This window comes from Streptomyces sp. NPDC017991 (assembly GCF_044328075.1).
Taxonomy (GTDB): Bacteria; Actinomycetota; Actinomycetes; order Streptomycetales; family Streptomycetaceae; genus Streptomyces.
Map to the genome: position 1 here is coordinate 266,699 of NZ_JBIRGP010000003.1, position 20,333 is coordinate 287,031.

Consider the following 20,333-nt stretch of genomic DNA (forward strand, 5'->3'; position numbering starts at 1 on the left):
CAGGGCAGGGCGGGAGCGGTCGGCGTAGACGGGGCAGGGGCGCACGTCGATGCCCGCGTACCCGGCGGCGGTGAGGAGCGGGTGGAGACGGCGGCCCAGCAGGGCGTCCCCGCCCGCCGTGTGCTGGAGTCGGATCAGGCAGTCGACGGCGGCACGCCGCTAGCGTGGCCCCCTCACGCCACCCGTGTCGCCCCCGCGAACGGCATCTCGTCGATGGGCGCGACCCGTACCGGGGCTGACGGGTTGGGTGCGTGGACCATCTGGCCGTTGCCCACGTACAGCCCCACATGGCTGATGCCCGAGTAGAAGAACACCAGGTCACCGGGCTGGAGTTCGGAACGGGAGACGCGTTGGCCCGCGTTGATCTGCGCGTACGTCGTCCGGGGCAGCGAGATGCCCGCGGAGCGGTACGCGGCCTGCATCAGACCCGAGCAGTCGAAGGCGTCGGGGCCGGTGGCACCCCACACGTACGGGCTGCCGAGCTTTCCGTAGGCGTACGAGACCGCTGCCCCGGCGCGGGAGTTGGGGGAGGCCGTGGAGGACGAGCCCGCGCCGAGGCCTCGGAGGGCCTGCCCGGAACGTGAGGCGCGTGCGGTGTCCGGGTCGTCCGCTCCGATGCGGGCCCGGTCCGCGTCCGGCAGCCGTGACAGCAGTCGGCGTGCCTCGCCGAGCTTGCCGGTGACGGCCTTCTTGTGACGTTTCAGGTCCGCCTGTCGTGCTGTGAGCGAGGTGAGTTCGATGTGTGCGGCGCCGCGCAACTGCTCGATGTCGCGCAGCTGTGCGCGTACGCGGGAGACGGCCGAGGCCTGCCTGTGGCCGGCCCGCTCGGCGAACGCGACCCCGTCCAGATACTGATCGGGGTCCGAGGAGAGCATCAGGCCCAGCGCGGCATCGACGCCGCCGTCCCGGTACTGGGCGGTCGCCAGCGAACCGAGTGCGGCCCGTTCGGAGTTGAGCCGTTCCGTCTTGCGCGCCGCCTCGTCCTGCAGCGTGCCGAGCCGGTCGGCCGCCTTCGTGGACTTCTCCTTCGCGCCGTTGTACTTCTCGGTGGCGACCTCCGCCTCCTGGTACAGCTTGTCGACTTTCGCCTTCACCTGGGCCGGCGTCAGCTCGGGTGCGGCGACCCCCGTCCCGTCGAACCCGGTCGCGCTCGCCGCGCCCGCGAGGGCGAGGGTGAAGGCGGTGCGGGCCGTACCGCCGCCGAGTGAGCGCTGTCTGGGCTTGCGGTGCGCTGCCACGTGCGATCCACGTTCCTTCCGTACGGCCGCCGGGGCACTGGAACGTCCACGGCGGTGGCCCTCGGGGGCTGATTGCACGTCCGGCGGCAGCCCGCACAGGGGGAGCGGGCCGCCGCCGGACCTCTTGGCGGTGGTACCGACTGCCGCCCTGGCCAGGGCGGCTGTGGTGGGGAGCCGGTCACCTGGGGAAGGACGCTAAACCTCGCGACGCGCCGGTGGTAACGGCATGTACGGAAGTGGTGGCACTCGGCCACGAGCTGACCGGGTGCGACCGTGATCCGGACCCGGTGCCACCGACTTGGCGTGATGGGGTGACCGATGGGCGCGTTGCGGGGGAGCGGCACGCGCGACGGTGCTATGGACTCCGCCTGGGTCCGCACGAGGCTCGGGGCGCGGGCCGGTGCGAGGCGGCATGCGGGCGTCCCGTTAGGGTCCGGGCTCATGGACGTACTCATTCATGTCTTCGTCGCCCTGCACATCATCGGCATCGCCTCGCTGCTGGGCGGCTTCCTCACCCAGATGAAGGCCATGGGCGACGGCACGGCCCGCTTCACCCCCGCCATGCTCCACGGCGCGCTGACCATGCTGGTCACCGGCGCGGTCCTCGTCGGCCTCAACCAGGCCGACGACCAGACCGTCAACAACATCAAGATCGGTGTGAAGCTGGCACTACTGGTCGTGATCCTCGGCCTCGTCTACGTGAAGCGCGACGACGAGAAGGTGGAGAAGGGCCTGTTCGCCCTGGTGGGCGGGCTGACCACGGTGAACGTCTTCATCGCGGTCCTCTGGATCTGAGCGACCCCAGCCCCCAGACCCCCCTCAGAAACCGCCCCGGAAACCGCCCCGGAACGCGACCGGGGTACGGCACGCACGCGCCGTACCCCGTCCCGATGGAGGCGGGCTCTTAGCCCGGCCGCACCACGCTGTGGATCGGCATGTAGTAGATCGACTCTTCGCGGACGTACGCGCCCGGCTTCGGAGCGTGGATCATCATGCCGTCGCCGATGTAGATGCCGACGTGGCTGATGTCGTCGTAGAAGAAGACCAGGTCGCCGGGCTGGGCGTTGTCCACGGAGACCGTCGTGCCGGCCTCGACCTGGTCCCAGGTGGTGCGCGGCAGGGTCACACCGGCGGCCTTCCAGGCGGCCTGGGTCAGACCGGAGCAGTCGTACGAACCGGGCCCGCTGGCGCCCCAGACGTACGGCTTGCCGATCTGGGCGCGGGCGAAGGCGAGCGCCTTGGCCGCCTTGGTGGAGGAGGCGGAGTCGGAGCCCGGCACGCTCCCGGTGCCCGTATCGGTACCCGTGGCGGCTCCCGTGCCCTGCGTCGCCGCCTCCTGGCGCCGGCGCTCCGCGTCGGCCGCCTGCCGCCGCGCCAGCTCGTCCGCCTTGCGCCGGGCCTCTTCCTGCTTCTTCCGCTCGATCGCGGCGAGGCGGGCCTTCTCCTCGGCGGTCAGCTTCGAGAGGAGCTCGCGCGCCTGGGCGAGCTTGCGCTGGACGTCCGCCTTGGACGTCTTCAGCGTGCTCTGCGTCGTGGTGAGCGTCTCCAGGCCCTCGGACGCCGCCTGCCGCTTCTTCGACGTCGTGGTCCGCTGGGTGACGTACTCGTCGACGGCCTGCTTCTGGCGGGCGGTCAGCCGGTTCATCAGCTGGGTCTGGTCGAAGTAGTCCTGCGGGTTGTCCGCGAGGAGGAGAGAGGCCGTGTCCGGGGCGGAGGCTCCCGTGCGGTACTGCGCTGCGGCGAACGTCCCGAGCGCCTCGCGCGCGGTGTTGAGCTTCTCCGTACGCTGCGCCACGTCGTCGAGGAGCGTGGCGACGCGCTTGCGCTGCTTGGTCGTCTTCTCCTTGGCGGCGTTGTACTTCTCGGTGGCCGTACCCGCCTGCTGGTAGAGGTCGTCGATCTTCTTCTGGACTTCCTCCGCGCTCGGCTGCGCTTCCTCCGTGCTCGGCCTGGGCTCCGCGGCCGGCGAGGCGTCCGCCGTCTGGGAGAGCAGGGCCACCGAGGTCAGGGCCGCGGTGGCAAGGGCCGGCGTCCGGATGCCGAGGGGGCTGGGGGGCCGCGACTTGCGGTGTGGCGCCACGAGGGCGTCTCCTTCCGTCATCCGCCTACCGAGTTAGCTGTCGGGTTCGGGCGAATGCTTCGGAAGGTTTGCCCTACGGTCCTTGTTCCCGCGAGGGAGGGCGGACCGATTCACCCCAGGATCGGTTGGGTCCCCGGTTCCGGAGGCCGCGAGGGCATGCCGGATTCGGCGGAGCCCGCTCGGCCCGGCGTTGTTCGCCGGTGCGGGTCGAGCGGCCTACGCGAAAGTTAGCCAATACGTGTGGCGCCTGTGAAGTTTGATGTGCGATATGCCCGATACATTTTCGTGACCTGGGCCACGAATGCCATCCACTGACGTCAATTGGTCGTGATCTGCTCCGAGTTGTCCCGGAGGGGGCGCGGGAGCGGAGTGGCCGAGGCGCGGAGCGGCGCCCGCGCCGACGGGCCGGTTCCGGTCGGCTCGGCAATTACCTCCGGCAGGTGGTGTGCAGGTGCGCCCTGTCTCCGCACGGTTGTACGGAGGTCGTCCACGCGCGGTTCAGATGCGGGGCGAAGTCGGCGCCCCGTGGCGGTATCGCCACGCGCCGTATCGCCACCGCGACGGCCACCGTGTGTAGTGACGTGCTCATCGCGGGTGAGGGCCCGCCTCGGTCGCCCGGCCGGTAATCCGCCGGCAATCCGCCGGGAGCCCGTCGGCAATCCGCCGGGAAGCCGCCGGCAACCCGCCGGGATTCCGTCGAGTTTCCGGGGTGGCGGCCGGGTGTCAGTGGGGGCGCCTAGACTCGGAGAGCAATGAGCAGCCTCTTTGATGACAGCTTCCTGGCGGACCTCAAGCCCTCCCGGGCCCACGAGGAAGAGCCCCCGCCGCCGCCCGAGGACGAGGCGCCGGACCACGGTCCGGACGACCTGTTCGGCGGGCGCTTCGACGTGCCCCCGAGCAGAGGGGGATCCCCCGGGGCGGGCGGAGCCGGGACTGGGGGAGGCTACTACCGCGACGGCGCCCCCCGGCCGCTCGTGGACCCGGCCGCGCTCCTGGACGGGCTGAACGAGAACCAGCGCGCGGCGGTGGTCCACCACGGCTCACCCCTGCTCATCGTGGCCGGCGCCGGCTCCGGCAAGACCCGTGTGCTCACCCACCGCATCGCGCACCTGCTGGGCGAGCGCAAGGTGCACCCCGGCCAGATCCTCGCGATCACCTTCACGAACAAGGCCGCGGGCGAGATGAAGGAGCGCGTCGAGCAGCTCGTGGGCCCGCGGGCGAACGCCATGTGGGTGATGACCTTCCACAGCGCCTGCGTGCGGATCCTGCGCAGGGAGAGCAAGAAGCTCGGCTTCACGTCGTCCTTCTCGATCTACGACGCCGCCGACAGCAAGCGGCTCATGGCCCTGGTCTGCCGTGACCTGGACCTCGATCCCAAGCGCTTCCCGCCGAAGTCCTTCAGCGCCAAGATCTCGAACCTGAAGAACGAGCTGATCGACGAGGAGGACTTCGCCGCCCAGGCCTCCGACGGCTTCGAGAAGACCGCCGCCCAGGCCTACGCGATGTACCAGTCGCGGCTGCGCGAGGCGAACGCGCTGGACTTCGACGACCTGATCATGACGACGGTCAACCTCCTCCGCGCCTTCCCGGACGTCGCCGAGCACTACCGCCGCCGCTTCCGGCACGTCCTCGTGGACGAGTACCAGGACACGAACCACGCGCAGTACTCCCTCGTCAGGGAGCTCGTCGGCAGCGCCACGGACCCCGTGGCGCACCCCGAGGACGTACCGCCGGGGGAGGGCGACCTCCCGCCGGCCGAGCTGTGCGTCGTCGGTGACGCCGACCAGTCGATCTACGCCTTCCGTGGCGCGACCATCCGCAACATCCTCCAGTTCGAGGAGGACTACCCGAACGCGACGACGATCCTGCTGGAGCAGAACTACCGCTCCACGCAGACGATCCTGACCGCCGCCAACGCGGTCATCGAGCGCAACGAATCGCGCCGCCCGAAGAACCTGTGGACGAACGCGGGCGCGGGCGCGCGCATCACCGGCTATGTCGCCGACACCGAGCACGACGAGGCGCAGTTCGTCGCCGAGGAGATAGACCGCCTCACCGACGCGGGCGACGCGAAGGCAGGCGACGTCGCCGTCTTCTACCGTACGAACGCCCAGTCCCGTGTCTTCGAAGAGATCTTCATCCGGGTCGGCCTGCCCTACAAGGTCGTCGGCGGCGTCCGCTTCTACGAGCGCAAGGAGGTCAGGGACGTCCTCGCGTACCTGCGGGTGCTCGCGAACCCGGAGGACTCCGTACCGCTGCGCCGCATTCTGAACGTGCCCAAGCGCGGCATCGGCGACCGCGCCGAGGCGATGATCGACGCGCTCTCCCAGCGCGAGAAGATCAGTTTCCCGCAGGCGCTGCGCCGCGTCGACGAGGCGTACGGCATGGCCGCCCGCTCGACGAACGCCGTCAAGCGGTTCAACACGCTGATGGAGGACCTCCGGACGATCGTCGAGTCCGGCGCGGGCCCCGCGACCGTCGTGGAGGCGATCCTCGAACGCACCGGCTATCTCGCGGAGTTGCAGGCCTCCACCGACCCCCAGGACGAGACCCGCATCGAGAACCTCCAGGAACTCGCCTCCGTGGCGCTGGAGTTCGAGCAGGAGGCGGCCGGCGTCGAGGGCGCGGGTACGGGCGCGGACACGGGTACGGGCGCGAACGAGGGCGAGGGTGAGGGTGAGGGTGAGGGTGAAGCCGAGGGTGAGGGCGAGGGCGGTACGCCGACCGGGCTCGCAGCCTTCCTGGAGCGGGTGGCCCTGGTCGCCGACTCCGACCAGATCCCCGACGAGGACGAGGACGGCTCCGGGGTCATCACCCTCATGACCCTGCACACCGCCAAGGGCCTGGAATTCCCGGTCGTCTTCCTGACCGGCATGGAGGACGGCGTGTTCCCGCACATGCGCGCCCTCGGCCAGACCAAGGAGCTGGAGGAGGAGCGGCGCCTCGCGTACGTCGGCATCACCCGCGCGCGAGAGCGGCTCTACCTGACGCGGGCGTCGATGCGCAGCGCGTGGGGGCAGCCCTCGTACAACCCGCCGTCCCGCTTCCTGGAGGAGATCCCCGAGGCGCATCTGGACTGGAAGCGCACGGGTTCGATGGGGGCGGTCGCCTCCGGTCCGGTCGGCGGCGTGGCGGCCTCCCTGTCCTCCTCCCGTTCGCGCTCGGCGGCGTCGGGCGCGTCCGGCTTCGCGACGCGGCGTGGTGCCGCGGAGAAGCCGGTGGTGTCGCTGGCGGTCGGAGACCGGGTCACCCATGACCAGTTCGGCCTCGGCACGGTGGTCGGAGTGAAGGGCATGGGGGCGAACTCGGAGGCGACGGTCGACTTCGGCGGAGAGAAGCCGAAGCGCCTGCTGCTGCGGTACGCGCCGGTGGAGAAGCTGTAGGCAGCGGGACTGGGAGCAGGGGTGGGGCCGCCGACCGGGTGGCTTCCGCCGGTCCCGGACCCCTTTGAGCAGGTGCTCGCAGGCCCTAGGTGGGGTCGATGCCGTGGCTGCGCAGCCACGGGAGCGGGTCGATCGCCGAACCGCCGCCGGGGCGCACCTCGAAGTGGAGGTGCGGGCCGGTGGAGTTGCCGGAGTTGCCGGAGTACGCGATCGGGTCGCCGGCCTTGACCACCGCTCCCGAGGCGACCTTGTACGTGGAGAGATGGCAGTACCAGGTCTCCGTACCGTCCTTGGCCGTCACGATGATCATGTTTCCGTAGGCGCTGTTCCACTGCGTACGGACGGTTCCGTCCGTCGCGGCCATCACCGTCGTGCCGTACGAGACCGGGAAGTCGATACCGGTGTGCACGGACATCCAGTTGATACCGGCCTGACCGTAGTAAGCGCTGAGCCCGTGCCGCGCGACCGGCAGCGCGAACTTCGGACGCAGCCGCTCCTTGCGGGCCGCGTCGGCCGCCGCCTTCTGCTTCTCGGCGGCCTGCTCGGCCTTCAAGTCGATACGTTCCTGCGTGCGGCTCGCCCGGTCCGCGAAGTCGTCCGCGTCGGCGGAAAGGCTTTCGAGCTGGGCGTCCAGCTTGTTGTTCGCGACCGACGGTTTCACGACGCTCGTATCGGGCGCGGCGGCCGTCGTCTGGACATCGTCTCCGCCGTCGCCACCGGTCACGGACGCGGCGGCGATGCCGGCGACACCCATCACACACGCCGACGGTACGGCGATCGTCAGCAGCGCGGAGCGCTTGGGCGGTGTGCGGCGACGCGACCGGGAAGCGGAACGGCCCGCCGCGCGGGACCCGGGCGGGGTGGCCGGCGCGCCGGCGGCGACGGGAGTGATCTCCTCGACGCCGTCGAGCAGTTCGGGCTCGTCGTCGGCGTGATCGTGATCATGGGTACGAGCGTGAGAGTCGGGGTCCGCGTCGGCGAGGGCGTCGGCATCGGTATGGCCGGAGTGTTCGAACTCGCTCTGCGCGGTGACCTGTTCCTCGAACGGCACCTGCTCGAACGTGGCGGTGGCCTGCTGGTGGAACGCTTCCCGCTGGTCGTACGCGTCCTGCTGGTCGTACGACTCGTGCTGCGCCTGCGGGTGGAGCTGGGTGTGGGACTGGGGCTGCTCGCCGCCGTCCGAGTTCCACGCCGTGGCGTCGTACGTGCCCGTCTCGAAGGTCGGCGCCGTCCACTGCTGGGTGGGGTCGGCCTGTTCGGCCTGGTGCCAGGCGTTCGCGTCCCACTGCCCGGTGCCGTCGGGGCTCGCGGCCTGCGGGGGGATCTCGCCGAGCTGCTGATAACCGGCATCCGGCCAGACACCGCCCGTGTCGTAGCTGCCGGTCTCGTAGGCGGCGTGGTGCCGGGCCGCGTACGGGTCGTAGTTCAGTGCCTGCTGACTGCCGGTGGAATCAGTCCAGTTACCGCTGTGGGACGCCCCGGCCGTGGTGCCGTACGAACCCGTTCCGCCGCCGCTCCCGTCGGTTCCGCTTCCGTTGCCGGGCAGATCGCCGAAGAGGGGGTCGGTGTCGAATGTGGTCGTCGCGTAGGCGCCCGTCATGTCGTAACCACCTGTCGTGCCGTACGAGCCGGTGGCGACCGGGTCGAAACCGGTGGCGGGATATCCGTCGTACGTGGTGAAGTCGCCGTGCTGGGCCCCTTGCTGGCCATGGGACGCGTAATGCGCCGCGGCGGCCTCGGGAGCCGGAGCCGGGGGAGTTACGGTCCCCGACGGGTGACGGTCGTTCACCAACTTCTCTTTCGCCTCGACAACAGGGGCTGGCAGAGCAGTGCGGCGACTGTACCCGGCGGTATGCGGGCGCGACAATCTTCAGCAGGTTTCCTCCTCGCGGGAAAGGGGCATTCGGATGCCTTTCGGCGGAGGATGGGCAGAGCTTTGGCCTTGCGTTCGATGAACGTTCGAATAAACGACGTCTCCGAAGCCGAACTCGGCTTCCGCTTAGGCGGCTTTCCGTTGCTCTGAGCGGGTCCGGGCCCACGGGCAGGCCCTCTCCGTTACGCCACCGTCAGGCCGCCGGTGTGGGCGGTGGCGCGGGCGGTTTCCTCCTCGACATCCAGGGCCTCGCGTATGCCGGCCGCGACCGCCGGGTGCACCGGCAGGGCGAGATGTCCGATTCCGCTCACGCGAACGTTCTGCGCGAGCAGATCCGGGTGCTCGATGCACGCCGTCTCCAGCGGGTCCATCAGCTGGTCTAGGTCGCTCCAGAAACTCACGAAGCGCGTACGGCAGTGCGGGGCAGGCTCGCGCAGCTCTTCCAGTACCCCGGAGCCCGGGCGCATCTGCCGGATGATCGGGTGCGCGTTCATCAGCGGCACGACGCGGGTGCCCGCGTGCGGTGTGCCGAGGGTGACCAGCGTCCGGACGCGGACGTCACCGCCCAGGCGCTGCACGTAATAGCGTGCGATCAGCCCGCCGAGGCTGTGCCCGACGATGTCCACCTGCCGGCGGCCGGTGCGCTCGCAGATCTCCTCGATGTGCCGGCCGAGCAACTCGGCGGCGGCCCGTATGTCACAGGTCAGCGGAGAGTAGTTGAGCGACTCGATCTGCTGTCGGCCGTGCTGGGCCAGGGAGCGGCGCAGCAGCACGAAGACCGAGCGGTTGTCTATGAAGCCGTGCAGCAGGACGACCGGGGGCTTGTCAGGGGTGGGCAGCCGGGCGGTGTCGGCGGTGCCGTCCGTGCCGAGGTCGGGGTCGGGCAGGTCGGCCAGGGATCGGGTCGGGATCGGGGACCGGCGGCGCTCCGGGGTGATGCCGGAGGGGTAGAGGACGAAATGCCCGGCGAGGATCGCGATCTCCAGGGCCGTCGCCTTCAGCAGGGTCAGTGAGAGCCCGGCCAGTCTGGTGGGAAGCAGGCGTTGGCACAGTGGAAGAAGGGGCAGCAGTGCCCTGGTGACCTTCATGGCCGACCTCCCGTCGGCGCACGGCAGGACCCCTCTGTCCCCCGTGTGCCCTCGTGGGAAGCCGATGGGTGAGGACGGCGCCGGCGCACGTGCGGCGTGGGTGACGCCGGTGGAGCGACGGGGTGCCCCGTCGCCGTGCGATCGCCGATGCGCCGCACCACCCCGTCGCGCGGCTGACGGCGCGGAGGTGCGGAGCCCTCGTAGCGGTTTCCCTTGCGCCCGTCCCGGGTGCGAACCGTGTGTCGCGGTGTGCGGGATCGATGCGCTGCGAACTTGTCCCACCGTGTGATTTCCCCCTCGGTCTGCACCGCGAAACTGCCGGTTGCGGGATGGTGGAGATAACGTTCGTTCACATCCCCGGACCGTGCGGTGCGGGGCGGCTGTGCCGGGCATGTCTGAGATGCGTGCTTGGGATGGGCGCGGTGGTGACAGGTCGCCGTCGCGGTCGGCTGGTGCTGTCAGTCGGTACGGGTACCGAGACCGGTAGCCGTGCAGGTGCAGGTATGGCGACCGTCGCTGGTCGAAACAGATCTCTGCAGATCGGTGTAGTCGGTTCATGGAGGCAGTGATGGGTGTGGCAACCGGTCCGATCCGCGTGGTGGTGGCCAAACCGGGGCTCGACGGACACGATCGCGGGGCGAAGGTGATCGCGCGGGCGCTGCGGGACGCTGGTATGGAGGTCATCTATACCGGCCTCCACCAGACGCCCGAGCAAATCGTGGGCACGGCGATCCAGGAGGATGCCGACGCCATCGGGCTGTCCATCCTGTCCGGCGCGCACAACACGCTGTTCGCCGCGGTCATCGAGCTCCTGAAGGAGCGCGACGCCGCGGACATCAAGGTGTTCGGCGGCGGGATCATCCCCGAGGCGGACATCGCGCCGCTCAAGGAGAAGGGCGTCGCGGAGATCTTCACGCCCGGGGCCACGACTACGGCGATCGTGGACTGGGTGCGGGCCAACGTGCGCCAGCCCGTTTAGGGCTCCGCCGGGTTGGCAGGGGGTCGGGGGGCTCAGTGTACGTGGCTGGGTGCGGGTCGGTTGTGGCTTGTTGCGCAGTTCCCCGCGCCCCTTGGTAGTGGGGGTGTGGGTGAGTGGGTTTGGTGCGGGTTCGGGTGCGTGGTGGCTGGTCGCGCGGTTCCCCGCGAGCCTGGGGGCGGGGTTTACGGGTGGGTGAGTTCCGTTTGGATTGCTGCTCGTAGGCGCAGTGTGGTGACCAGGCGTTGGAAGGACTCGGCCCAGTAGCCTCCGGCGCCCGGAGCCGCGTTCTCCGATTCGTCGGGGACGGCTGTGAGCGCTTCCAGGCGGCCCGCCTCCGCCGGGTCCAGACAGCGTTCGGCCAGCCCCATGACCCCGCTGAAACTCCATGGATAACTCCCCGCGTCCCGCGCGATGTTGAGCGCGTCCACCACCGCCCGCCCCAATGGGCCGGCCCAGGGCACCGCGCACACCCCGAGCAGCTGAAACGCCTCCGACAGTCCGTGCACGGAGATGAATCCCGCCACCCATTCGGCCCGCTCCTCGGCACCCAGGACGCCGAGCAGCTTCGCCCGCTCGGCCAGGGAGACCGCCCCCGGCCCGCCCGCCTCCGGCGCCGCCGGTGTCCCCAGCAGCGCTCTGGACCAGGAAGGATCGCGCTGCCGCACCGCCGCCCGGCACCACGCGGCATGCAGTTCGTCCTGCCAGTCGTCGGCCACGGGCAGCGCCACGATCTCCTCCGGCGTGCGTCCCCCGAGCCGCCGCGACCAGGTGCCGAGCGGGGCGGCCTCCACCAACTGTCCGAGCCACCACGACCGTTCGCCCCGGCCGGCCGGAGCCTTGGACACCACGCCGTCGCGCTCCATGCCGGCATCGCACTCGTGCGGCGCCTCCACCACCGTCGTCGGCGCGCCGAGCGTATGGTCGACCGCGACGCAGGACCCGGCCCGCTCCGCCATCCGCCCGGCGAGCGCCGAGTCGGGCAGCGCGGACAGCAGCTCCGCCGCGGTGGCCCGCACATTGCGGCTCCGGTCGGCCAACGCCCGCTCCAGGAAAGGCTCGTCCGCCGCGCACAGCCCCGTCCGCAACGAGTCGAGGAACATCAACCGGTCTTCGGCCCGCTCCGACGCCCACGTCCCGGCGAGCAGGTCCCGCGCGGCCCCCGCGTCCCGCGCCCGGACCGCCGACAGGAGCGCGACCCGCTCCGCGAACAGCCCCTCCTCCCACAACGCGCGCACCCGCTCCGGCTCCCCGGGCCCGGGCAGTACGGCACCGCCGCCCGGCGCCGCCCGCAGCGCGAACCGCCAGTCCGCGTTCAGCCGGGCCAGCCACAGTGCGCGCGGCCCCGCGAACGCCAGCACCGCCGGCCGGATGTCCGTACGCCCCCGGGCCGCGTCCAGCAGAGCGGGCAGTGCCTGGGGAGGAGCCGTGAAACCCTGCCGGTTCGCCGTGGCGAGCCACTGCGGCAGCAGCTCCATGAGGTCGGGGGCCGTTCCCCGGCGGCCACCGCTCCCCGCCCCCGGCCGGTCGGCGAGCAGCATCGTCAGCCGGCGCGCCGCCGCCGGCGGCAGCGCGGGACGGGAATCCTCCGCTGCGGGCTCGACCCGGGCCGCCGCCCGGCCCGGCCGCATCCCGGCCCGTCTCCGCACGGTCTCCACGGCCGCCGCGTCCAGCAATGCCGTCGGTGCGTCGCGCCGGGACGTGACCCCCGACGGCGTACGCCGCGTGGTCCCCAGCAGCGCCACGGTCACGAGCTCCTCCCAGTGGCTCCCGGTGGACGCGCCCGTTGAAACGGGAGTGGGGGAAGGGCCAGAGACAGGTACAGGTACAGAGGTGCTGGTCATGGGTGTCCCTTTCGGAGGGAGCGAGTCGTAAGGGAGGGGGGAAGACTGGAGCGCGGTGCCGTCAGCAGCGGTGCCGTCAGCACAGGGTCACCGCCTCGCCCGGACCCTCCGGCCAGGCCGTGAGAGGGGAGAAGCCGCGGTGGCCGCACTCTCCGAAGACCGTCACCGGAGCGCCGCCGGAGAGGGCGACCAGGCGCCACAGACCGGAACGGGACCGAGCGGCCGGAGTGAGCGGCAGGGCGAGCTCTCCGTCGGCGTCCGCCAGCTGCCAGTCGTCGCCGTCCGGAGTCGGTATGACGCGGGCGAGTGTCACGGGCCGCGATTCGAGCCACGGGTCGTCCCGCAGTGCCTCGCCGTACTGGGCAACGGCCCGAGCCACATCCACCCCGGGCGGCCGGAACTCCGTGGGCGCCGGAGCGGCGAACCGCTCGCCCAGCGCCGCCCGCAACTGCCCCGCACCCGGATACGCGGACAGCTCCGCGTCCAGCGTCAGCCCGACGGGCAACGTCAGCTCCGGTGCGCGCCCGGCGGCCCCGTAGGAAAGGAGCAGGGCCGTGCGCCCCGACCCGGCCCCGTACAGCCAGACGCGGCGGGTGGTGAGGCGGCTGTCCGCGGTGTCGTACTGGGACAGGACCAGCCACCGGTCACGCACCGGCGGGCCGTCCGCCGAGCCGGGCAGCCCGATCCGGGAACGGACCGTCGCGGCCAGCCCGTTGGGCAGCGCGGCACGGCGCAGCCACCCCTGGTCGAGGAGGTGGAGCAGCGCGCACTCCTCCAGCAGCCGCACCGGCCAACCGGGCCCCGACGACGGTATCGCCCCCAACTCCCGCACACGCGCGGCGAGTCCCGGCGCCTGCGCGTCGACCATGCGGGCCGCGGTCTCCTCCCACAGCCCGTATCCCCGCTGTTCCGCCGAGGCCAGACCGCCCCGCAGCAGATCGGTCAGCCGCTGCTCCAGCTCCGAGGCCCCCGCGGTGATCCACTCGGCCCGCCGCTCCGCCCTGCGCCGCGCCGCCTCCGGATCACCCGCGGACGGCGAACCGGCCGCGCCCTCCGCCCGCTTGTCGTCCGCGCGTTTCCTCCTGCCCTCGATCCACTCGTCCGCCCAGTCCGGCGCCTGCCCCCGCGGCGCCGCGCCGTCCTCGCCGGCCCAGAGCAGCAGCAGCCCCAGCGCGTGCTTGCACGGGAACTTCCGGCTCGGACAACTGCACTTGTACGCGGGCCCGGTGGCGTCCGCGACGTCGATCACCGTCCGGTACGGCTTGCTGCCGCTTCCCCTGCACAGGCCCCATACCGTCCCCTCCTCGGAACTGCCCGCCTCCGACCACGGCCCGGCCACGCCGAGCTTGCTGCCCGCCTTGCGTGACGCGGTGTCAGGCGCCAGTGCCAGCACCTGATCCGCAGTCCAGCGCACCCCCTGCTGAGTCATGTGAACGAAGGTAGATCCCGCCACTGACAATCGCCTGTGACGGATGCGTTTGCGCAGGTCAGAGTCGATTGTCAGTGGCGTGGTGCACGGTGGTACCAGATCCGAACCGGCCGAGCCGCAAGGGGGACCGCTCCATGTCCGTGTCCGTCGACCCGACGTTCGTCGACCCGAACCACCACCCGTCCCTGTCCGCGCCGGACAGGGGTGAGGAGTTGCGGCCGCACGCCGAGGACGCGTTCGCCTCCGAGCTGGCCGCGCTGGCCGCGCAGGACGACCGCCCGCGGCCCGCCCGCTGGCGGATGTCACCGTGGGCCGTCGCGACGTATCTGCTGGGCGGCACGCTGCCGGACGGCACGGTGATCACGCCGAAGTACGTGGGGCCGCGGCGCATCGTCGAAGTGGCCGTGACCACCCTCGCCACCGACCGGGCGCTGCTCCTGCTCGGCGTACCCGGCACGGCGAAGACGTGGGTGTCCGAGCATCTGGCCGCGGCGGTCAGCGGCGACTCCACCCTTCTCGTGCAGGGCACGGCCGGCACACCGGAGGAGGCGATCCGCTACGGCTGGAACTACGCGCAACTGCTCGCGCACGGCCCGAGCCGGGACGCCCTGGTGCCCAGCCCGGTCATGCGGGCCATGGCCGAGGGGATGACGGCACGGGTCGAGGAACTGACCCGCATCCCCGCCGACGTACAGGACACACTCATCACGATCCTGTCGGAGAAGAACCTGCCCATCCCGGAGCTGGGCTCGGAGGTTCAGGCCGTCCGGGGCTTCAACCTCATCGCGACGGCCAACGACCGCGACCGCGGGGTGAACGACCTGTCGAGCGCCCTGCGCCGCCGCTTCAACACGGTGGTCCTGCCCCTGCCCGAGAGCGCCGACGCCGAGGTCGACATCGTCTCGCGCCGCGTCGACCAGATCGGCCGCTCCCTGGACCTGCCCGCCGTGCCCGACGGCATCGACGAGATCCGCCGCGTCGTCACCGTCTTCCGCGAGCTGCGCGACGGCGTCACGGCCGACGGGCGTACGAAGCTCAAGTCGCCCAGCGGCACGCTGTCCACCGCCGAGGCGATCTCCGTCGTCACCAGCGGCCTCGCCCTGGCCGCCCACTTCGGGGACGGCGTCCTGCGCGCGGGCGATGTGGCGGCGGGCATCCTCGGCGCCGTCGTCCGCGACCCGGCGGCCGACCGTGTCATCTGGCAGGAGTACCTGGAGGCGGTCGTCCGCGAGCGCGACGGCTGGAAGGACTTCTACCGGGCGTGCCGGGAGGTGAGCGCGTGAGCGGATACGCCGCGGGGAGCGAGGCCGGGGTCCGCCGGCCGCCCGGGCCTCTGCTGCTCGGGGTGCGCCACCACGGGCCCGGTTCGGCGCGGGCCGTACGGGCGGCACTCGACGCGGCGCGCCCGCGCGTGGTGCTCCTCGAAGGGCCGCCGGAGGCCGACGCGTTGATCGCGCTCGCCGCCGACGAGGACATGCGGCCGCCCGTCGCGCTCCTAGCGCATGTCGTGGACGAGCCGGGACGGTCGGCGTTCTGGCCGCTCGCCGAGTTCTCGCCGGAGTGGGTGGCCATCCGCTGGGCCCTGGAGCACGAGGTGCCGGCCCGCTTCATCGACCTCCCGGCCACCCACACGCTCGCCCGGGAGAAGAGGGAAGAGGGGGAGGGGGTCGAGGAGGGGGAGCCGGACGGGGCCCGTTCCGAACCCGGCCGGGCCGTGCGGGTCGACCCGCTCGCCGTGCTCGCCGAGACCGCCGGATACGACGACCCCGAGCGCTGGTGGGAGGACGTGATCGAGCACCGCGGGGCGCGCGAAGGGGACGCGTTCGCACCGTTCGAGGTGCTCGGCGAGGCCATGGAGGCGCTGCGGGAGGTCTACGGGACGGGGGGACACGACCGGGATCTCGTGCGCGAGGCGTACATGCGGCTGCAGGTGCGGGCGGCCCAGCGGGAGTTCGAGGACGACGTGGCCGTGGTGTGCGGCGCCTGGCACGTTCCCGCGCTGCGGCAGCGGACCACCGTCGCCGCCGACCGGGCCCTGCTCAAGGGACTGCCCAAGGTGAAGGCCGACATGACCTGGGTGCCCTGGACCCACCGGCGGCTCTCGCGGAGAAGTGGATACGGAGCGGGCATCGACTCGCCCGGCTGGTACGGGCATCTGTTCACCGCCGCCGACCGTCCCATAGAGCGCTGGATGACGAAGGTGGCCCGGCTGCTGCGGGACGAGGACCAACCCGTGTCCCCCGCGCACGTCATCGAGGCGGTGCGGCTCGCCGACACACTCGCGGCCATGCGGGGCCGCCCCCTGCCGGGCCTCACCGAGACCACCGACGCCGTACGGGCCGTGATGTGCGAGGGCTCGGACGCCCCGCTCGCGCTCGTGCACGACCGGCTCGTCGTCGGCGACGTACTGGGAGAGGTACCCGCGACGGCGCCCGCCGTCCCGCTCCAGCGCGACCTCGCACGGCTCCAGCGACGGCTGCGGCTCAAGCCGGAGGCGCAGGACAGAGAGCTGGAGCTCGACCTGCGCAAGGAGACCGACGGCGGACGCAGCAGACTGCTGCACCGGCTGCGCCTCCTCGGCGTCGGGTGGGGAGAGCCGGTCGCGTCACGCGGCAGCACGGGTACGTTCCGGGAGACATGGCGGCTGCACTGGGAGCCGGAGCTCGCGGTGCGCGTCGCCGAGGCGGGGGTGTGGGGTACGACGGTGATCGCCGCCGCGACCGCCAAGGCCGAGACGGACGCGGTGGGCGCCCGGTCCCTGGCCGAGGTCACGGGCCTCGCCGAGCGCTGCCTCCTCGCCGAACTCCCGGACGCCCTCCCCGTGGTCATGCGGATCCTCGCCGACCGGGCCGCCCTGGACGCCGACGTCGGCCACCTCGCCCAGGCGCTGCCCGCCCTCGTCCGTTCCCTGCGCTACGGGGACGTACGCGGCACGGGCACCCAGGCCCTGGCCGAGGTCGCCGCCGGGCTCGCGGAGCGGGTCTTCGTCGGGCTGCCCCCGGCCTGCGCCGCCCTCGACGCGGACGCCGCCGAGGAGATGCGAGGCCACGTCGACGCGGTGCACGGCGCGGTGGGACTGCTGGCCGAGGGGGCCGAGGGGGCCGAGGAAGGCACGGACGACTCCCGGGCCGGCATACGCGGCCGGTGGCACTCCGTACTGGGCACGCTCTGCGCGCGGGACACCGTTCCGGGGGTCGTGCGGGGGCGGGCCGTCCGGTTGCTGCTGGACGACGGGGAGCTGGGGCAGGAGGAGGCGGCCCGGCTCATGGGACTCGTCCTGTCACCGGGGACCGCACCCGGTGACGCGGCGGCATGGATCGAGGGGTTCGTCGGCGGCGGCTCGGGGGGCGGCATGCTGCTCGTGCACGACGAGCGGCTGCTCGGCCTGGTCGACTCCTGGCTGACCGGTGTGCCGGGGGACGCGTTCACGGACGTACTCCCGCTGCTGCGGCGCACGTTCTCGGAGTACGAGCCCGGAGTGCGCCGCACCCTCGGCGAACTGGTCCGGCGCGGGCCGGGTCCGCGCGGCGGTGTCGCGGACACCGTCGCCGGGACACCCGGCTTCGGACCCGACCTGGACGAGGCCCGCGCCGGCGCCGTACTGCCGGTGCTGCGCCTGCTGCTGGGGCTGGACGAGGTCGACGGCGATGTCAGTGATCGCGCTGATCGCAGTGATCGCAGTGATCTCGGGGACAACGACCTTGTGGAGGCGGGCCGATGAGTACGGGAGCTGTGAACGCGGGAACGGCGGACCAGACCGACCGGACCGGGGTGACCGACCGGGCCGAGGTAACCGACCGGACCGGGGCGACCGATCAGGACGGTGCCACCGACGAGCGGCTCCGGCGCTGGCGGCTCGTGCTCGGCGGAGAGGACGCGGACGGTACGGGCTGCGCGCTCGCTGGGCAGGACGCCGCGATGGACGGGGCACTCGGTGCGCTGTACGGGAGGGGGAAGGGCGGCAGGCCGCGGGCGGGACAGGAGCGTTCGGCGGGGCTCGGGGCGTCCGCGCCGTCCGTCGCCCGGTGGCTGGGCGACATCCGGACGTACTTCCCGTCCTCCGTCGTCCAGGTCATGCAGCGGGACGCCATCGACCGCCTCGGCCTGTCCACCCTGCTCCTGGAACCGGAGATGCTGGAGGCCGTGGAGGCCGACGTCCATCTGGTCGGCACCCTGCTGTCCCTGAACAAGGTGATGCCCGAGACGACCAAGGAAACGGCACGGGCGGTCGTACGCAAAGTGGTCGAGGACCTGGAGAAGCGGCTCGCGACCCGCATCCGGGCGACCCTCACGGGGGCCCTGGACCGCAGTGCGCGTATCAGCCGGCCGCGCCACCACGACATCGACTGGAACCGCACCATCGCGGCCAACCTCAAGCACTATCTGCCCGAGTACCGCACGATCGTGCCCGAGCGGCTCATCGGCTACGGACGTGCCTCGCAGTCGGTGAAGAAGGAGGTCGTCCTCTGTATCGACCAGTCGGGTTCGATGGCGGCGTCGGTCGTGTACGCGTCGGTGTTCGGCGCGGTCCTCGCCTCGATGCGGTCGATCGACACCCGGCTCGTCGTCTTCGACACGGCGGTCGTCGATCTCACCGACCAGCTCGACGACCCGGTCGACGTCCTCTTCGGCACGCAGCTCGGCGGCGGCACGGACATCAACAGGGCCCTCGCGTACTGCCAGTCGCAGATCACGCGTCCCGCCGACACCGTGGTCGTGCTCATCAGCGACCTCTACGAAGGGGGCATCCGGAACGAGATGCTGAAGCGGGTCGCCGCGATGAAGGCGTCGGGGGTGCAGTTCGTGACGTTGCTCGCGCTGTCCGACGAGGGGGCCCCGGCGTACGACCGTGAACACGCGGCGGCCTTGGCGGGGCTGGGCGCGCCGGCGTTCGCCTGTACGCCCGACCTCTTTCCGGAGGTGATGGCGGCGGCGATCGAGAAGCGCCCGCTGCCGATACCGGACACCGGCAGTCCGGCGCGGTAGGGACGGCGGAGAAAGGAGACGGCGGAGGGAAGGCGGGGGAGGAGGGCGATGGAAAAAGCGGACATGAGTATCCATCGGTAACAGAGGACTTGCGCTACCTCGGGAGTCCCGTGCGAGGATCGGCGGGCCTTGGGGGCGTGCAGCCTTGCGGCCGCGCCCCACGCCGCTTCACCCCACGCCGCTTCACACCATGACGTCGGCGCACCCGCTCCGTCCTGTCCCTCCGCACGGGAGGCTCTGCCCGCCTTGGCCCTGTCAGTCGTACTGCCCGGTACCGATCTGCGTGTGACGCGTGGAGCGGCGGGGCGGCGTGCGCTGCGAGTGGTGCTGCTGGTGGGCGGGTTGTTCGTGCTGGGGCTTCTCTGCGGGGAGCGGGCGCACGCCGCGGACGGTGTCGGACCGGCCAAGAAGCCTGCTGAGCTGGTCCGTTCGGTGACGAGTTCGGCCGAGCGGTTGACGGCGGGTACGCCGCGAAAGGGGACCGGCGAGCAGTCGCCGGACCCGGACTCGCGGCCCCTGACCGACGAAGTCCAAGGCGTCGCACGGCCGGCGACCGAGAAGGCCCTTGTCACCGAGCACGTCGTACGGCCGGTCACCGAGCTCGTCATACCGCCGGTCACCGAGCACGTCGTCCAGCCCGTCGGGGATCTGGTGGATCAGATCACCGACGGAATAGCCGACGAGGTAGCTGACGAGATAGTCGACGGGATGGGCGGGCGAGTCGTCGAGCGGCCGGCGCCGCCGCAGTGGTGGCCGTCGGTGCCGCAACTGCCCACGCTGCCCGGTGTTCCCGGGCTGCCGGAGTCGCCGGTGCTGCCGTTGCCCGCGGTTCCCGGCCAGACCCTCCCGACCGGTTCGGCGGCGGAGCCGCAGCAGCCAGGCAGGGCTTCGGGCCGGCCCGGCGGGGCTTCGGACCAGCAGCAGGCAGCCGAGAAGCAGTCGAGCGGCGAAAGCGGCGAGAGCGGCGCGACGGTGTACGGGCCGCGGTTCGCCGGTGGCCTCGCGGCGGCCGGTGACGGCGTGCGCCCCCAGAAGCACGCCGGGAGCGCCCGCACCACCCAGGTGACGGGTGCCGTGCAGGCGCCCGTGCACCAGGTGCCCGACGGTGGCCCCACGGGTGCGCTGGCACATCATTCCGCGGTCGACAACGGGTCGCCGCGGCACGGCGACGCGCAGGCCGTCACTCTGGACGAGAGGGCCCGGCCGACGCTGGTGCCCGGCGCCGCCGCGGACGTCACCGCCGCCGGGCCGCGGGACCGGCACCGGGACATTCCGGCGTTCCCCGGCTAGAGCCGGCCTTTCCCTCCGCCGAACAGGTCTGTCCGCCTGCCCGAAGAGTGCGCCCGTCCCGGGCGTAGATGTCGGTGCGGCAACCCTCCCGGCAGTACAGCCCCCCGGACCAGACGTCCCGCAGACGTCCCGCGCCCCGCAGCCCT

The 20,333-nt window shown here is 71.9% G+C and carries 13 protein-coding genes and 1 riboswitch; of the genes, 7 read left to right on the forward strand and 6 right to left on the reverse strand.

Annotation, left to right across the window (positions count from 1 at the left end):
- Positions 1 to 173 precede the first annotated feature (173 nt).
- Positions 174 to 1,238 carry an NlpC/P60 family protein gene (locus tag ACH4DZ_RS09695; RefSeq protein ID WP_398286451.1) on the reverse strand — a complete coding sequence of 355 codons (1,065 nt, stop codon included), beginning with the start codon at positions 1,236 to 1,238 and terminating at the stop codon, positions 174 to 176.
- Between the two features lie 441 nt (positions 1,239 to 1,679).
- On the opposite strand from ACH4DZ_RS09695, the gene ACH4DZ_RS09700 reads away from it, so the two are divergent.
- Complete coding sequence (locus tag ACH4DZ_RS09700; protein WP_398286453.1) at positions 1,680 to 2,033, forward strand: hypothetical protein; 354 nt, start codon at positions 1,680 to 1,682, stop codon at positions 2,031 to 2,033.
- Between the two features lie 109 nt (positions 2,034 to 2,142).
- Here ACH4DZ_RS09700 and ACH4DZ_RS09705 read toward each other — a convergent pair whose 3' ends face one another.
- Positions 2,143 to 3,318, reverse strand: a complete 1,176-nt coding sequence (locus ACH4DZ_RS09705; RefSeq protein ID WP_398286455.1) for an NlpC/P60 family protein — start codon at positions 3,316 to 3,318, stop codon at positions 2,143 to 2,145.
- A gap of 6 nt (positions 3,319 to 3,324) precedes the next feature.
- Positions 3,325 to 3,499, reverse strand: a riboswitch (cyclic di-AMP (ydaO/yuaA leader).
- A 571-nt stretch (positions 3,500 to 4,070) separates the two neighbouring features.
- Between ACH4DZ_RS09705 and ACH4DZ_RS09710 the strand changes: the two genes are divergently transcribed.
- Positions 4,071 to 6,701, forward strand: coding sequence for an ATP-dependent DNA helicase (locus ACH4DZ_RS09710; protein WP_398286457.1), 2,631 nt, complete (start codon positions 4,071 to 4,073; stop codon positions 6,699 to 6,701).
- Between the two features lie 85 nt (positions 6,702 to 6,786).
- Here the strand turns inward: ACH4DZ_RS09710 and ACH4DZ_RS09715 are convergent, their stop codons facing one another.
- Together ACH4DZ_RS09715 and ACH4DZ_RS09720 are read right to left on the reverse strand one after the other, a co-directional pair.
- Positions 6,787 to 8,490 (reverse strand): M23 family metallopeptidase, encoded by a 1,704-nt coding sequence (locus ACH4DZ_RS09715; RefSeq protein WP_398286459.1) that lies wholly within the window; start codon positions 8,488 to 8,490, stop codon positions 6,787 to 6,789.
- 266 nt (positions 8,491 to 8,756) lie between these two features.
- On the reverse strand, positions 8,757 to 9,662 hold the full coding sequence (locus ACH4DZ_RS09720; RefSeq protein ID WP_398286460.1) for a lipase family alpha/beta hydrolase: 906 nt from the start codon (positions 9,660 to 9,662) through the stop codon (positions 8,757 to 8,759).
- Positions 9,663 to 10,230: 568 nt separating this feature from the next.
- Between ACH4DZ_RS09720 and ACH4DZ_RS09725 the strand changes: the two genes are divergently transcribed.
- Entirely contained in the window at positions 10,231 to 10,641 is a 411-nt protein-coding gene (locus ACH4DZ_RS09725) for a cobalamin B12-binding domain-containing protein (RefSeq protein WP_189769631.1), read from the forward strand.
- A gap of 182 nt (positions 10,642 to 10,823) precedes the next feature.
- Here the strand turns inward: ACH4DZ_RS09725 and ACH4DZ_RS09730 are convergent, their stop codons facing one another.
- Positions 10,824 to 12,482 (reverse strand): DUF5691 domain-containing protein, encoded by a 1,659-nt coding sequence (locus ACH4DZ_RS09730; RefSeq protein ID WP_398286461.1) that lies wholly within the window; start codon positions 12,480 to 12,482, stop codon positions 10,824 to 10,826.
- Positions 12,483 to 12,558: 76 nt separating this feature from the next.
- A complete protein-coding gene (locus ACH4DZ_RS09735; RefSeq protein WP_398286462.1) occupies positions 12,559 to 13,911 on the reverse strand; it encodes an SWIM zinc finger family protein in 1,353 nt (450 codons plus the stop codon).
- A 134-nt stretch (positions 13,912 to 14,045) separates the two neighbouring features.
- On the opposite strand from ACH4DZ_RS09735, the gene ACH4DZ_RS09740 reads away from it, so the two are divergent.
- The 4 genes from ACH4DZ_RS09740 to ACH4DZ_RS09755 all read left to right on the forward strand — a co-directional run bounded on the left by ACH4DZ_RS09740 (position 14,046) and on the right by ACH4DZ_RS09755 (position 20,187).
- A complete protein-coding gene (locus tag ACH4DZ_RS09740) occupies positions 14,046 to 15,194 on the forward strand; it encodes an AAA family ATPase (protein WP_398286463.1) in 1,149 nt (382 codons plus the stop codon).
- Positions 15,191 to 17,632, forward strand: a complete 2,442-nt coding sequence (locus ACH4DZ_RS09745; RefSeq protein WP_398286465.1) for a DUF5682 family protein — start codon at positions 15,191 to 15,193, stop codon at positions 17,630 to 17,632. The genes ACH4DZ_RS09740 and ACH4DZ_RS09745 overlap by 4 nt, the downstream gene beginning before the upstream one ends.
- Positions 17,629 to 18,897, forward strand: a complete 1,269-nt coding sequence (locus ACH4DZ_RS09750) for a vWA domain-containing protein (RefSeq protein WP_398286467.1) — start codon at positions 17,629 to 17,631, stop codon at positions 18,895 to 18,897. The genes ACH4DZ_RS09745 and ACH4DZ_RS09750 overlap by 4 nt, the downstream gene beginning before the upstream one ends.
- A gap of 285 nt (positions 18,898 to 19,182) precedes the next feature.
- Complete coding sequence (locus tag ACH4DZ_RS09755; protein ID WP_398286468.1) at positions 19,183 to 20,187, forward strand: hypothetical protein; 1,005 nt, start codon at positions 19,183 to 19,185, stop codon at positions 20,185 to 20,187.
- The last annotated feature ends 146 nt before the right edge of the window (positions 20,188 to 20,333 follow it).

What these genes read in the sequence shown, in the direction of transcription:
- ACH4DZ_RS09730 (WP_398286461.1), bottom strand. Translation starts at nt 12,482, where the DNA reads ATGACCAGCACCTCTGTACCTGTACCTGTCTCTGGCCCTTCCCCCACT.
- ACH4DZ_RS09740 (WP_398286463.1), top strand. Translation starts at nt 14,046, where the DNA reads ATGTCCGTGTCCGTCGACCCGACGTTCGTCGACCCGAACCACCACCCG.
- ACH4DZ_RS09725 (WP_189769631.1), top strand. Translation starts at nt 10,231, where the DNA reads ATGGGTGTGGCAACCGGTCCGATCCGCGTGGTGGTGGCCAAACCGGGG.
- ACH4DZ_RS09710 (WP_398286457.1), top strand. Translation starts at nt 4,071, where the DNA reads ATGAGCAGCCTCTTTGATGACAGCTTCCTGGCGGACCTCAAGCCCTCC.
- ACH4DZ_RS09735 (WP_398286462.1), bottom strand. Translation starts at nt 13,911, where the DNA reads ATGACTCAGCAGGGGGTGCGCTGGACTGCGGATCAGGTGCTGGCACTG.
- ACH4DZ_RS09720 (WP_398286460.1), bottom strand. Translation starts at nt 9,662, where the DNA reads ATGAAGGTCACCAGGGCACTGCTGCCCCTTCTTCCACTGTGCCAACGC.
- ACH4DZ_RS09700 (WP_398286453.1), top strand. Translation starts at nt 1,680, where the DNA reads ATGGACGTACTCATTCATGTCTTCGTCGCCCTGCACATCATCGGCATC.
- ACH4DZ_RS09750 (WP_398286467.1), top strand. Translation starts at nt 17,629, where the DNA reads ATGAGTACGGGAGCTGTGAACGCGGGAACGGCGGACCAGACCGACCGG.